Here is a 13,314-nt window from a genome sequence, read left to right on the forward strand (position 1 = left end):
TCAGTCCTCCAGACGCGGGAATTGGCTGGCGATGTCTTCACCGGTGAAATTGGCCACCCAGCCTTCCGGGTTGTTGAACAGGCGGATCGCAATGAAATGCGGGTGCTCGCCCATGTCGAACCAGTGTTTGGTTCCAGCCGGAACCGAGATCAGATCGTTTTTCTCGCACAGCACGGCGTAGACGTAATCGTCGATGTGCAGGGTAAACAGGCCACGGCCGGCGACGAAAAATCGCACTTCGTCTTCGCCATGGCGGTGTTCGTTGAGGAACTTGGCGCGCAGTTCGGCTTTTTGCGGGTGATCGCTGTTGAGGCTGATCACGTCGACGGTGATGTAACCGCGCTCGGTCATCAGCTGGTCGATTTGCGCTTGATAGGCGGCAATCACTTCTTCCTGGGTGGCGCCCGGCTGCAGCCGGGTGGCGGCTTGCCAACGATCGAAACGCACGCCTTGTTCAGCCAGGGTCGAGGCGATGTCTTCGAAATGGGTCAGCACCTTGTTGGGGATTTCAGGGCTGGAGACGTGATAAACGGACAGGCTGCTCATCAGGGCAACTCCTTAACGGTTCATGCTTTAACGTTCAAGAGCGAGCGCATCTTCAACTCGCACTCGAACAAAAATTCAAAGGCCTCGATCTGCCGCAGGGCATCGCTCATGCGTGCGCCCCAGGTGTAGAGGCCATGGCCGCGGATCAGGTAGCCGACGCAATCGGGATGGGCGTCCAGCCAAGGCTGCACCTTGGCGGCCAGGCGCGCAATGTCCTGGTCGTTGTCGAAAATCGGCACACGCACCCGGGACTCGTGGGTCGTCACACCGCTGAAGGCTTTTTGCAGTTCGTAGTCTTCGAATTCGATGAAGTCTTGCGGCGTCAGGCGTGACAGCACGGTGGCATTCACCGAATGGGTGTGCAGCACCGCGCCGATCTCGGGCCGCCAGCTGTAAAGCTGAGTGTGCAGCAGGGTTTCGGCGGACGGCTTCTTGCCCGGCTCCAGGCTATTGCCTGACAGGTCGGTGGCCAGCACGTCGTCCATGCCCAACTGGCCCTTGTGCTTGCCGGAGACGGTCAACAAGGCTTCGGTCGGCGACAGGCGGGTCGAGTAATTGCTGCTGGTGGCCGGCGACCAACCGCGGCCATAGAGAAAACGCCCGGCGTCGATGATTTCCTGGGCGAGGTGTTCACGGGTAAGGCTCATGGCCTGTCCTCTTGCATACATGTGGCAATGATAACGGCAGCGGCGAGCGCTGCGAGGCTGGCAATACTAAAGGTCAATGCGGCGCCAAGGGCGTTCCAGCTGTAGCCGGAATACAACGCACCCAATGCACCGCCGGTACCGGCCAGGGCAGCGTACAACGCCTGCCCCTGACCTTGCTGGCGTGCGCCGAAGCTACGTTGCACGAATGAAATGGCAGCGGCGTGAAAGCTGCCGAACGTCGCCGCGTGCAACACCTGGGCAAACAACAGCACCCAAAGAAACTCCGCCAGCGAACCCAGCAACAGCCAGCGCAACGCCGCCAGCAGAAAACTGGCCATCAGCACCCGACGCAGCGAGACGCGCGCGAGTATCCGGCTCATGGCCAGAAACATCAGCACTTCGGCGACTACGCCGACCGCCCAAAGCATGCCGATCACGCCGCGGCTGTAACCCAGCCGCTCAAGGTGCAGGGTCAGAAACGTGTAATACGGTCCATGGCTCATCTGCATCAGCGCCACGCAGGCGTAAAACGCCAAGACACCGGGGCTGCGCAATTGCTTGAGAAATCCGTCCCCCGCCACCCGGTTGCCCGGTGTCGGTTCGGCATTGGGCACCCACAGGCTGCTGAGCACGATGCCGGCCAGGATCAGCACCAGCGCCGCGGGGTAGATGTCGAGGCTCAGCCATTCGAACAACCTGCCCAACGCGACCACGGTGATGATGAAACCGATCGATCCCCACAGGCGAATCTGGCTGTAGCGCGAGGTCTGCCCCTGCAAGTGCGCCAGGGTGATGACTTCGAACTGCGGCAACACCGCGTGCCAGAAGAACGCATGCAAGGCCATGACCATCGCCAGCCAGGCGTAGGTCTTGCTGACGAAAATCAGCGAGAAGGTCAGCAGCGTGCACACCGCGCCGAAGCGCACGATGGCCAGCCGCCGCCCCGTGAAGTCGCCCAGCCAGCCCCAGATGTTCGGCGCCACGCAGCGCATCAGCATCGGGATCGCCACCAGCTCGCCGATGCGCGCGGCGCTGAATCCCAGGTGATCGAAATACAGCGCCAGAAACGGCGCTGTCGAACCGAGCAAGGCGAAATAGAACAGATAGAAACTGGAGAGCCGCCAGTACGGGAGCGCCGCAGTCGCCATCAGACGGCTGCGACCAGGAGGTCAGCCATTTACAGCTGACCCAGCACCGGCGTGCTCACACGCACATCGGCGTTCTGCCCACGGTGACGCAGCAGATGATCCATCAGCACGATGGCCATCATCGCCTCGGCGATCGGCGTGGCACGGATACCCACGCACGGGTCGTGACGGCCCTTGGTGATCACTTCCACCGGGTTGCCATGGATGTCGATGGAACGGCCCGGCGTGGTGATGCTCGACGTCGGCTTCAGCGCCAGGTGCGCAACGATAGGCTGCCCGGAGGAAATACCGCCGAGAATGCCGCCGGCGTTGTTGCTGAGGAAACCTTGCGGGGTCATTTCATCGCGATGCTCGGTACCGCGCTGGGCAACGCTGGCGAAACCGGCGCCGATTTCCACGCCCTTGACCGCGTTGATGCTCATCAGCGCATGGGCCAGTTCAGCATCGAGACGGTCGAAGATCGGTTCGCCGAGGCCTGGCATCACACCCTCGGCCACTACGGTGATTTTCGCGCCGACCGAATCCTGGTCGCGGCGCAACTGGTCCATGTAGGCTTCCAGCTCAGGCACTTTGTCCGGATCCGGGCTGAAGAAGGCGTTCTGCTCGACCGAGTCCCAGGTCTTGAACGGGATTTCAATCGGCCCGAGCTGGCTCATGTAGCCGCGAACCACGATGCCCTGGCTGGCCAGGTATTTTTTTGCAATCGCACCGGCCGCGACGCGCATCGCGGTTTCCCGGGCCGAGCTGCGACCGCCACCACGATAATCGCGCTCACCGTACTTGTGGTGGTAGGTGTAGTCGGCGTGGGCCGGGCGGAACAGATCCTTGATCGCCGAGTAGTCCTTGGACTTCTGGTCGGTGTTGCGGATCAACAGGCCAATGGCGCACCCCGTGGTGCGGCCTTCGAACACGCCAGAGAGGATTTCGACTTCGTCGGCTTCCTGGCGCTGGGTGGTGTGGCGGCTGGTGCCGGGCTTGCGGCGGTCCAGGTCACGCTGCAGATCCTCCAGGGATATCTCCAGCCCCGGCGGGCAGCCATCGACAATGGCGACCAACGCCGGGCCATGGCTTTCGCCCGCGGTGGTGACAGTGAACAGCTTGCCGTAGGTATTGCCGGACATGCAGGACGCTCCGTGAAATGAACCTGAATACGTAATGCGCGCCAGTATACGCAGGCTACCCAAGTAGTTCATCCTCGAACCTTATGGGTGCCTGTGAGTCCAACCGGCATCTTCTTGATGATGGCGTGATGATGCTGCGAGTTCTAGCCTTGAGCCTTACCCTGATTTCCGGCTTCGCCCAGGCGACTGTCCTGCAACGGCCGATCACGTTGGACACCGGCACCGGCGAGCTTTTCGGCTCTTTGCTGCTGCCCAAGTCCGACAACCCGGTACCCGTTGTCCTGATCATTTCCGGCTCCGGCCCTACGGATCGCGACGGCAACAATCCTGACGGCGGGCGTAACGATAGCCTCAAGCGCCTGGCCTGGGTGCTGGCCAAACACAACATCGCCAGCGTGCGTTACGACAAGCGCGGCGTTGCAGCAAGCCTGGCCGCGACGCCGGACGAACGCAATCTGACAGTCGACGCGTACGTTTCCGACGCCGAGGCCTGGGGCCAGAAGCTCAAGACTGATCCGCGTTTCGGCAAACTGATCGTGCTCGGACACAGCGAAGGCGCCTTGATCGCCAGCCTGGCCGCGCCAACCATCGACGCCGATGCGGTGATTTCCGTCTCGGGCAGCGCGCGACCGGTCGATCAGGTGATCCGTGAGCAACTGGGCAATCGCCTGCCACCGCCGTTGTTGCTGCGCAGTAACCAATTGCTCGACAGCCTCAAGGCCGGGAAGCCCGACGACAATGTGCCGCCACCCTTGCAGGCCATTTTCCGTCCGAGCGTGCAGCCGTACCTGATTTCCCTGTTCCGCCAGGATCCGGCTGCAGCGTTTGGCCAGTTGAAGATGCCAGCGCTGATCATCCAGGGCAGCAACGACATCCAGGTCGGCATCAATGACGCCAGGCTGCTCAAGGCCGCCAAACCGGACGCCGAACTGGCCCTGATCGAAGGCATGAACCACGTCATGCGCATCGTGCCCAACGACGTCAAACGCCAGCTGGCTTCCTATAAGGACCCGCAATTGCCTCTGGCGGCGGAACTGGGCACGCGAATCCTCGGGTTTATCGACGGACTTCGCACCAGTTAACGGCTCAGGGGCGTTCTCAACTAGTTTTCGCACCGCGTTGTGCCTTAAAGCGGGCCAGGCAAGGCGCAGGCCGCTGGGAATGGTTTTTCCCTTTCCAAGGCCTGCAACGCAGCCTGGCCCGCTTTAAGGCACAACCCGAAGGGCCGTGCCTGCTGTTGTGCAGGGCTGCGTTGCTCGAAGCTTATTTGGAATGACCAAACCACGCTTCTCGCGCCTTGCCCTGCACAACAGCAGGCACGGCGCGATGTGAAAACTAGTTGAGAACGCCCCTAACCCTCCAGTCCTGGGAAAAACGGCCGATAAGCCTTTGTCGCCAACACATTGGTTGGCGACAAGCTGAGCTTGGACAGGATCTCGCCGTTATGACTGACACCCAGACTTCACCCGACACCCCCGCTGAAACAGAAGCACCGCCAGCGGTCGAGCTGCCCTGGGCGGACGTCCACGTCGAGCACCACAAGATGCTCCGTCTGGCGCCGCTGCAGACTGACCGCAATACAGGCGGGCGACCATTGCGCTTTGTCGAGTTCGGCTATGCCGAGCGCAACGACAAGGCGCGCAGCCTGATGCGCATGAGCATCACCCTGCCCGCCCAGCGCGTGCGCAAGGAACAGAATCATCTGGATGTGTGGGTCGATCACGCTGAAAAGCGCGTGCATTTCGGACCGGAAAGCGGTTTGCAGGTCGAACCGCTGAACCGCGGCATCGGCCGGTTCATGATCGCTCAGGGCATCAACTGGGCGAAGCAGCGCTGGCCCACCTACACCGTCGACGGCTTTGACCTGAACAACAAGGAAGCGCTCAACGAAGATACCCGCCAGCGCCGCGATCATTTTTTGCGCATGCACGGTTTCGACGTGGTGTATGCCGATGCCCAGCATTTGAAAGGCAGCGTCAAAGCAGTCAAGGTCGGCGACCTCGCGGGGGACTGGAACAGCGAAAAACTGCAGGTCGTGGAGATTCTCGAGGCGGCACAGATGCTCCAGCAAGCCGAGCAGAACCTGGCCGAGCAGGAAGTCAAACTCAAGAAACACGAAGAGAAGGTCAGCAAATACAAACGCGAAGACGCAGGGCTGCGCTTCACCATTACGTGCCTGGTGGCGTTTGCGGTGTTTCAGGCGGGGTTGCTGATCTGGATTGCTACGCACCGCTGAAGGCTTGAGACCGCGGCGCGGCTATCGCGGGCAAGCCACGCTCCCACAGGATTTGCGCCGTACTCAAATGATGCGGCACACACTGAGCCTGTGGGAGCTGGCTTGCCAGCGATGGGTTTCAACCAATCAGACGCGGGAAGCGAACAACGCCTGATGCTCCTGGCACTGCTGCGCGCTCAGCATGAACACACCGTGACCACCGCGCTCGAACTCCAGCCAGGCGAAGTCGACTTCCGGGTACAACGCCTCGACGTGCACCTGGCTGTTGCCCACTTCGACAATCAGCAAACCTTTCTCGGTCAGATGATCCGCCGCTTCGGCAAGCATGCGACGCACCAGGTTTAAACCGTCATCGCCGCACGCCAGGCCCAGTTCCGGTTCGTGCTGGTATTCGTCCGGCATGTCGGCAAAATCTTCCGCATCGACGTAGGGCGGGTTCGACACGATCAGGTCGAAACGTTGTCCCGGCAAGCCCTCGAAACCGTCGCCCTGCACCGTGTACACGCGCTCATCGACACCGTGGCGCTCGATGTTCTGATTGGCCACTTCCAGCGCTTCGAACGACAGGTCGGCCAGCACCACTTCGGCGTTCTGGAACTCGTAGGCGCAGGCGATGCCGATGCAGCCGGAGCCGGTGCACAGGTCGAGAATCCGTGCCGGCTCGTTGGCCAGCCACGGGGTAAAACGGTTTTCGATCAACTCGCCAATCGGCGAACGCGGGATCAACACGCGCTCATCGACGATGAACGACATGCCACAGAACCAGGCCTCGCCCAGCAGATAAGCGGTTGGCACCCGCTCTTCGATGCGGCGCTTGAGCAGCAACTGCAAGTGGACCACTTCGTCTTCTTCCAGATTACAGTCGAGGTAGCTGTCGGCGATTTCCCACGGCAGGTGCAGCGCCCCCAGCACCAGTTGACGGGCTTCGTCCCAGGCGTTGTCGGTGCCATGGCCGAAAAACAGATCCTCCCCATGGAAGCGGCTGACGGCCCAACGGATATGGTCACGCAGGGTGCGAAGGCGGGAAGTGATCACGACGGCAAACTCCAGAAAAATCGACGGGCGATTCTACCAGTCAAACGGCGCCACGACGACGCGGGAAAACGACCGACTCGAATGTAGGAGTTATCCGTTTTTTCGCCAGGCTATTGAACAAAACGTGACTATTGACAAGGCTACAGACCAGCAACCACGGCACCTACGATCGTAGCGATTCACAGAACCGCTCAGCCAGAGGACAATGGCGCAAAAGCCCCACACCAAGGAGCCCCAGAATGTCCGTTCCAAAAACGATGTTTCAACTCAGCGGCCGCGGTTATCCGGCAGCCAAACTGAGTCATGCGACCCTTATCATCATCGATGCCCAGAAAGAGTATTTGAGCGGGCCGCTGGCCCTCAGCGGCATGGATGAGGCCGTCGCGAACATCAAGCAGTTACTCGCCGCGGCCCGCGCCGCCGGCCGGCCGATCGTGCATGTCCGCCACCTCGGCACGCTCGGTGGCATGTTCAACCCGCAAGGCGTCGGTGGTGAATTCATTCCAGGTCTTGAGCCACAAAGCGACGAAACCATCATCGGCAAGTTGCTGCCGAGCGCGTTCCACGGTACCGAACTGGCCAAACGCCTGGAGGACCTCGGCGCCCTCGACCTGATCGTCTGCGGCTTCATGAGTCACTCGAGCGTCAGCACCACGGTGCGCGCCGCGAAGAACCTGGGTTTCCGCTGCACGCTTATCGAAGACGCCTGCGCCACACGCGACCTGCCCTACAAGGGTGGCGTCCTGAGCGCCGCGCACGTTCATCAGACCGAAATGGCGATCATGGGCGACAACTTCGCCACCCTCGCGCTGACCTGTGAACTGATCTGATCGACGCTCAATGAGCGGCCTGGAACGCCGCTCATCCGCAAAAACCTCTCATTTGCCGTAATTGTCTTAGCCTCAGGAACATCCCGGTCAACTCCCGGTCGAAGGGCCGATACCCATTGAGGAAGGTCGGAATGAAGTTATCCGATGGTTTTGACGCTCGCCGCTTGCGGCCCAAAGGCCAACGCAACTGGCGTTTTCGAATCGGCGCGACGTTCGCGGCATTGCTGGCGATGTGCGGCGTGTTGCTCGCCATGGCCGGTGCCGCCGGCCTGCTCGGCCACGCACCCGCCCTGGGTGAATTGAACACCAGCCGCACCGGTGCTGCCGTGATCCTGGCCATCGGTCTGTTCGTGCTGTACCTCGGTGTCTGGCTGTGGCGCCGTTGCCGCCGTCGCTCGCGGCAGTCGCGGGAACTGGCCATGTCTCCGCACCTGATGAAAAAACACGACTGAGCCAAGCGCTGCGCGCGTTTTTGTCGCGCCCGATTCGCTTCGAGTTGGGTAAACTGGCCGCCCTTCGCGGAGGCTGACATGCAAGACGACGATTTTTCCCTGTTCAAAAGCGCGATCCAAGGCGTCAAGCCGATCAAGCACGATCGCGCCGAAACCGGCAAACCCAAGGCTGACCGTGCGCAGATTGCCAAACTGCGTCAAGCGGCCACCGTGCGCACCGAATCCACCACCGTTGACGGTCTGTCCGATCAATTCGTCATCGACGTCGGCCCTGAAGACGAGCTGATGTGGGCGCGTGACGGCGTGCAGGAAAGCCAGATGCGCAAGCTCAAGATCGGCCAGATTCCATTCGAAGGCAGCCTCGACCTGCACGGCATGAGCGTGGAAAAGGCCCGGGAAACCCTCTGGGCGTTCCTCGCCGAAGCAACCAGATTCGAAATCCGCTGCGTGCGCGTCACCCATGGCAAGGCGGTACGCCTGGACGGCAAGCGGCCGATGATCAAAAGCCACGTCAACACCTGGCTGCGCCAGCATCCGCAAGTGCTCGGCTTCACCTCGTGCCAGGCGAAACACGGCGGTGCCGGGGCGGTCTATGTGATACTCAAACGCACCATGATGGAAGGCCGCGACGAGTAAAGCTGATGCGCCACGCTTGCAGCGTCGTGTCCGTCACCGTACCCTTGCCCTTTGCGTAAAATCCCACAGGTAGTTTCATGTCCCTGGAACAGAATTACACGGCGATCCTCGGCCAGCTCGGCGAGGACGTTTCCCGCGAAGGCCTGCTCGACACGCCAAAACGTGCCGCCAAAGCCATGCAGTACCTCTGCCGCGGCTATGAACAGACACTGGAAGAGGTCACCAACGGTGCCCTGTTCAGCTCCGACAACAGCGAAATGGTGCTGGTCAAGGACATCGAGTTGTACTCGCTGTGCGAACACCACCTGCTGCCGTTCATCGGCAAGGCGCACGTTGCCTACATCCCGAGCGGCAAGGTCCTGGGCCTGTCGAAGGTGGCGCGGATCGTCGACATGTACGCCCGCCGCCTGCAGATCCAGGAAAACCTCAGCCGCCAGATCGCCGATGCGGTCCAGCAAGTCACCGGCGCCCTGGGCGTTGCAGTGGTGATCGAGGCCAAGCACATGTGCATGATGATGCGCGGTGTGGAGAAGCAGAATTCGACGATGATCACTTCGGTGATGCTCGGTGAATTCCGCGAGAACGCCGCCACCCGCAGCGAATTCCTCAGCCTCATCAAGTAATTCGCGGCACGAAGAAAACCGGCATTCATCGCCGGTTTTTTTCGTCCGAGAAAAATCAGGTAAGCTGCGCGCCCTTCTTCATTTGCACCGTGAGGCTTTCAACGTGTTCGTAAAAGCGCTTCGTGTCGGCCTTGGCCAACTGATCATCTTCATCGACTTCATCACGCGTCCGGGCAAGAAAAAGCGCCCCGCCGCGGCTCAGGCCCAGGTCGAAACGGCCGCCAAGGGCCTGACGCTGTATCAATTCCACGCCTGCCCGTTCTGCGTGAAGACTCGCCGCACCCTGCGCCGCCTGAACGTGCCGGTGGCCCTGCGCGATGCGAAGAACAACGAACAGGACCGCCAGACCTTGCTCGAGCAAGGCGGCAAGATCAAGGTGCCGTGCCTGCGTATCGAAGAAAATGGCCAGACCACCTGGATGTATGAGTCCAAGGTGATCATTGATTATCTGGACAAGCGATTTGCGGCAGCCTGATTTGCTTGTGGTGTTGCTGATGGCCCCATCGCTGGCAAGCCAGCTCCTACAGTGATCAGTGGCGCTCACAAACCCTGTGGGAGCTGGCTTGCCAGCGATGAGGCCCGCTAAAACGACACATGACTCAGACAAAAATAAACCGGCCCTTGCGCCGGTTTATTTGTTTTCAGGCCGCTTGCGCCGCCTGCGCCTGTCGCACCACCGCCGCCAGCCGCTTGAGCCCCTCCTCCAGCCGCGCCGGGTCAATGTGGCTGAAGTTCAACCGCAAATACCCGTGATGCTTGTCCGGATCGGGGAAGAACGGCTCACCCGGCATGAACGCCACATCGTTGGCCAACGCCGCATTGAGCAAGGTTCGAGTGTCCAGCGGCTGCTTGAGTTTCAACCAGAAAAACAGCCCGCCCTGTGGCTCGTTCCAGTCCGCCAGATCAGAGAAGTGGGTTTGCAGTGCCAGCTGGAACGCATCCCGGCGCACCCGGTAAAAATCGCGTAGTTCACTGCGATGCTGCTGATACTTCTCGGTTCCGATCCATTGCAGCGCCTGCCACTGGCCTACCCGGTTGGTGTGCAAATCCGCCGACTGCTTGAGTTTCAACAGATGGGGAAACAGGTCCGGGCTGGCGATCAGATAGCCGACGCGCAAACCTGGCAACAGGGTTTTCGACACGGTCCCGGTGTAGATCCAGCTGGTTTTTTTCAAACGACCGGCAATCGGCGTGGCGCTGCCGCCGTCGAAGGTCAGCTCGCGATAAGGCTCGTCTTCGATCAGGGTGACGCCGAACTCGTCGAGCAGCGCTGCCACCGCGTCGCGTTTGGCTTCGCTGTAACGCACCGCCGAAGGATTCTGGAAGGTCGGGATCAGGTAGATGAAGGCCGGGCGGTGTTGCTCCAGGCGAGCACGCAGCTCCGTAAGGTTCGGCCCGTCAGCCTCCAGCGGCACGGTCAGGCAATCGGCGCCGAACAGCTGGAAAATCTGTAATGCCGCCAGATAAGTCGGCGCTTCGAGCAGGATTTCGGTGCCCTTGTCGATGTAGAGCTTGGCGGCCAGATCCAGGGTTTGCTGTGAACCACTGACCACCAGTACCTGACTTGCCTCACATGCCACACCCAACGCTCGCGCCTCGGCGGCCAACGCTTCACGCAGTGCCGGTTCGCCTTCACTCATGCCGTACTGGCCCATGGAAAGCGGCATCTCGGCCCAGTCGACCTTCGGCAACATGGCTTCCGCCGGCAGACCTCCGGCAAACGACATCACCTGCGGGCGCTGAGCGGCGGCAAGGATTTCACGGATCAAAGAACTTTTAAGGCGTGAGACACGTTCGGAAAAAGCCATGGGGATCACCGGTAGCGAGACATGAGGAAAATGAGTCAAACTTGTTGACCGAAATTACGCTTCCTCGAACGGATACGTCAATATGCTTGACCTTAAAAACCCACTTTCCCAACAGCAAGCCATGGAAGCGTTTTTCTTCGGCTACCAGGCTTTCACCGCCAAGGCCGATGAAATGCTCGAGCGCCGCGGCCTGAGCCGGGTGCATCAACGCATCGTGTTTTTCATCGCCCGCTATCCGAACCTGAGCGTCAAGGAGTTGCTGACCTTGCTTGGCGTGAGCAAGCAAGCGCTGAACATGCCCTTGCGGCAATTGTTGGAGATGCATCTGGTCGACAGCGTCGCGTCCGAGACGGACAAGCGTAAGCGTTTGCTGGAGTTGACTGCGGAAGGCGCGCGGTTTGAGCAGGCGTTGAGGCGTGAGCAGGTGAAATTGCTGGAGCGCGTGTTTGCCGAGGCTGGGGAGACGGCGGTGAATGGGTGGCTGGCGGTGAATCTGGCGTTGGGGAAAAGTCAGGCGCATACCGACTGAGTTGCTGATTTTGATGCTGGCTGATCCGGCCTCTTCGCGGGCAAGCCCGCTCCCACAGTGATGGATGGTGTCCACAAACCTTGTGCCTGACCGGGTTTCCTGTGGGAGCGGGCTTGCTCGCGAAGGGGCCGGTACAGGCGATATATCCCTATTGCCAAACTTTTCGTCGACAAAATCAAAAACATTATTTGCATTCTTTGTATACAAAAGCATAATCCACTTCGTGCGAGTTCCTGACCAAGCGGTCAACAAATTCGCAAGTGCCTCAAAGGGCCGCTGCCACCCTCATGGGTCCGGCCCTGGAAATAACAATAAAACTCTTGAGGAGTATTCGCTGTGGAAAGCCGCAAATCCGAAGCATCGACGCTGGATCTCTCGCCGCCATTACGCAATGGCTTGCTGGAACGTCTGTTCAAACTCAGCTTGCACGGCACCACGGTGAAGACCGAGCTGATTGCCGGTCTGACAACCTTCATCACGATGGCTTACATCATTTTCGTCAACCCCAACATCATGGCCGACGCCGGGATCGATCATGGCGCGGCTTTCGTCGCTACCTGTATCGCCGCAGCACTCGGTTGCCTGTTGATGGGCCTGTACGCCAACTGGCCGGTCGGCCTGGCGCCAGGCATGGGGCTCAACGCCTTCTTCACCTACACCGTGGTCGGCACCATGGGCTACAACTGGGAAACCGCCCTCGGCGCGGTGTTCGTTTCCGGTGTGTTGTTCATGATCCTGACTTTCTCGCGGATCCGCGAATGGCTGCTCAACAGCATCCCGGTCAGCCTGCGCTTCGCCATGGGCGCCGGCGTGGGTCTGTTCCTGGGGCTGATCGGCCTGAAAACCGCGGGTATCGTCGTCGATAGCCCGGCCACGCTGATCAAGCTCGGCTCCCTGCGCGAACCCGGCCCATTGCTCGCCGCCGTGTGCTTCCTGATGATCGCCATCCTCAGCTATCACAAGGTGTTCGGCGCGATCCTCATCAGCATCATCACCGTGACCCTCGCTGGCTGGGGTCTGGGCCTGGTGCACTACGAGGGCATCATGTCGGCCCCGCCAAGCCTGGCTCCGACCTGGATGGCCATGAACGTCGCCGGCGTGTTCAACATCAGCATGATCAGCGTGGTCCTGGCGTTCCTCTTCGTACACATGTTCGACACCGCCGGTACCTTGATGGGGGTTGCCCAGCGCGCCAACCTGGTGGGCGCCGATGGCCGCATCGAAAACCTCTCCCGCGCCATGAAAGCCGACAGTGCTTCCAGCGTATTCGGTGCAGTGGTGGGTGTTCCGCCAGTGACCAGCTATGTAGAAAGTGCTGCAGGTGTCGCTGCGGGTGGTCGGACTGGTCTTACCGCAGTCACCGTGGGTGTGCTATTTATAGCGGCAATGTTTTTCGCACCACTGGCCGGCATGATTCCCGCCTATGCCACCGCTGGTGCACTGATTTATGTGGCAATGCTGATGATGGGCGGCATGGCCCACATCGAATGGGATGAAGCGACCGACAGCATCCCGGCGATCGTCACCGCAATCATGATGCCACTGACCTTCTCGGTCGCTGATGGCATCGCGCTGGGCTTCATCACCTACGTGGCGTTGAAGGCCGGCACCGGCAAGTACAAGGAAATCTCCGTCAGTCTGTGGGTGCTCTGCGCGATCTTCATCGCCAAGTTCATCTTCCTGTAAACCTTACGCGGGACCCG

At 60.5% G+C, this 13,314-nt stretch carries 15 protein-coding genes; 9 read left to right on the top strand and 6 right to left on the bottom strand.

The features are described 5' to 3' along the window. Genes AB7M25_RS21425 through aroC form a run of 4 tightly spaced genes read right to left on the bottom strand, consistent with a single transcriptional unit; the run spans position 1 to position 3,462 of the window. A complete protein-coding gene (locus AB7M25_RS21425) occupies positions 1–546 on the bottom strand; it encodes a 1,2-dihydroxy-3-keto-5-methylthiopentene dioxygenase (RefSeq protein WP_104449805.1) in 546 nt (181 codons plus the stop codon). A 20-nt stretch (positions 547–566) separates the two neighbouring features. Further along, entirely contained in the window at positions 567–1,193 is a 627-nt protein-coding gene (locus tag AB7M25_RS21430) for a methylthioribulose 1-phosphate dehydratase (RefSeq protein WP_095964025.1), read from the bottom strand. Next, positions 1,190–2,341 (bottom strand): MFS transporter, encoded by a 1,152-nt coding sequence (locus AB7M25_RS21435; protein WP_429381343.1) that lies wholly within the window; start codon positions 2,339–2,341, stop codon positions 1,190–1,192. Before AB7M25_RS21435 ends, AB7M25_RS21430 begins: the two co-directional genes overlap by 4 nt. A 29-nt stretch (positions 2,342–2,370) precedes the next feature. Then, entirely contained in the window at positions 2,371–3,462 is a 1,092-nt protein-coding gene (gene aroC, locus AB7M25_RS21440; RefSeq protein ID WP_429381341.1) for a chorismate synthase, read from the bottom strand. A gap of 83 nt (positions 3,463–3,545) precedes the next feature. Here aroC and AB7M25_RS21445 point away from each other — a divergent pair, with 83 nt between their 5' ends. Beyond that, a complete protein-coding gene (locus AB7M25_RS21445; protein WP_429381339.1) occupies positions 3,546–4,544 on the top strand; it encodes an alpha/beta hydrolase in 999 nt (332 codons plus the stop codon). 362 nt (positions 4,545–4,906) lie between these two features. After that, positions 4,907–5,698, top strand: coding sequence for a hypothetical protein (locus AB7M25_RS21450; protein WP_429381337.1), 792 nt, complete (start codon positions 4,907–4,909; stop codon positions 5,696–5,698). A 126-nt stretch (positions 5,699–5,824) separates the two neighbouring features. On the opposite strand, the gene prmB is transcribed toward AB7M25_RS21450, so the two are convergent. Further along, positions 5,825–6,733 (bottom strand): 50S ribosomal protein L3 N(5)-glutamine methyltransferase, encoded by a 909-nt coding sequence (prmB, locus tag AB7M25_RS21455; RefSeq protein WP_429381335.1) that lies wholly within the window; start codon positions 6,731–6,733, stop codon positions 5,825–5,827. A 239-nt stretch (positions 6,734–6,972) separates the two neighbouring features. Between prmB and AB7M25_RS21460 the strand changes: the two genes are divergently transcribed. The 5 genes from AB7M25_RS21460 (at position 6,973) to AB7M25_RS21480 (ending at position 9,749) form a co-directional block, all read left to right on the top strand. Continuing rightward, the gene (locus tag AB7M25_RS21460) at positions 6,973–7,563 is read left to right on the top strand and encodes a cysteine hydrolase family protein (protein WP_007974909.1); all 591 of its coding nucleotides are present in this window, start codon (positions 6,973–6,975) and stop codon (positions 7,561–7,563) included. 131 nt (positions 7,564–7,694) lie between these two features. Beyond that, positions 7,695–8,015 (top strand): hypothetical protein, encoded by a 321-nt coding sequence (locus AB7M25_RS21465; RefSeq protein WP_007974911.1) that lies wholly within the window; start codon positions 7,695–7,697, stop codon positions 8,013–8,015. Between the two features lie 78 nt (positions 8,016–8,093). Then, positions 8,094–8,651, top strand: coding sequence for a Smr/MutS family protein (locus AB7M25_RS21470; protein ID WP_429381332.1), 558 nt, complete (start codon positions 8,094–8,096; stop codon positions 8,649–8,651). A gap of 77 nt (positions 8,652–8,728) precedes the next feature. Beyond that, positions 8,729–9,274, top strand: a complete 546-nt coding sequence (folE, locus tag AB7M25_RS21475) for a GTP cyclohydrolase I FolE (protein WP_007988130.1) — start codon at positions 8,729–8,731, stop codon at positions 9,272–9,274. 103 nt (positions 9,275–9,377) lie between these two features. After that, on the top strand, positions 9,378–9,749 hold the full coding sequence (locus tag AB7M25_RS21480; protein WP_429381329.1) for a glutathione S-transferase N-terminal domain-containing protein: 372 nt from the start codon (positions 9,378–9,380) through the stop codon (positions 9,747–9,749). A gap of 166 nt (positions 9,750–9,915) precedes the next feature. On the opposite strand, the gene AB7M25_RS21485 is transcribed toward AB7M25_RS21480, so the two are convergent. Next, a complete protein-coding gene (locus AB7M25_RS21485; protein ID WP_454237978.1) occupies positions 9,916–11,082 on the bottom strand; it encodes an aminotransferase-like domain-containing protein in 1,167 nt (388 codons plus the stop codon). An 82-nt stretch (positions 11,083–11,164) separates the two neighbouring features. Here AB7M25_RS21485 and AB7M25_RS21490 point away from each other — a divergent pair, with 82 nt between their 5' ends. Next, a complete protein-coding gene (locus tag AB7M25_RS21490) occupies positions 11,165–11,611 on the top strand; it encodes a MarR family winged helix-turn-helix transcriptional regulator (protein WP_429381325.1) in 447 nt (148 codons plus the stop codon). Positions 11,612–11,947: 336 nt separating this feature from the next. After that, positions 11,948–13,297 carry an NCS2 family permease gene (locus AB7M25_RS21495; RefSeq protein WP_258685016.1) on the top strand — a complete coding sequence of 450 codons (1,350 nt, stop codon included), beginning with the start codon at positions 11,948–11,950 and terminating at the stop codon, positions 13,295–13,297. The last annotated feature ends 17 nt before the right edge of the window (positions 13,298–13,314 follow it).

This window comes from Pseudomonas sp. AP3_22 TE3818, from assembly GCF_053628995.1.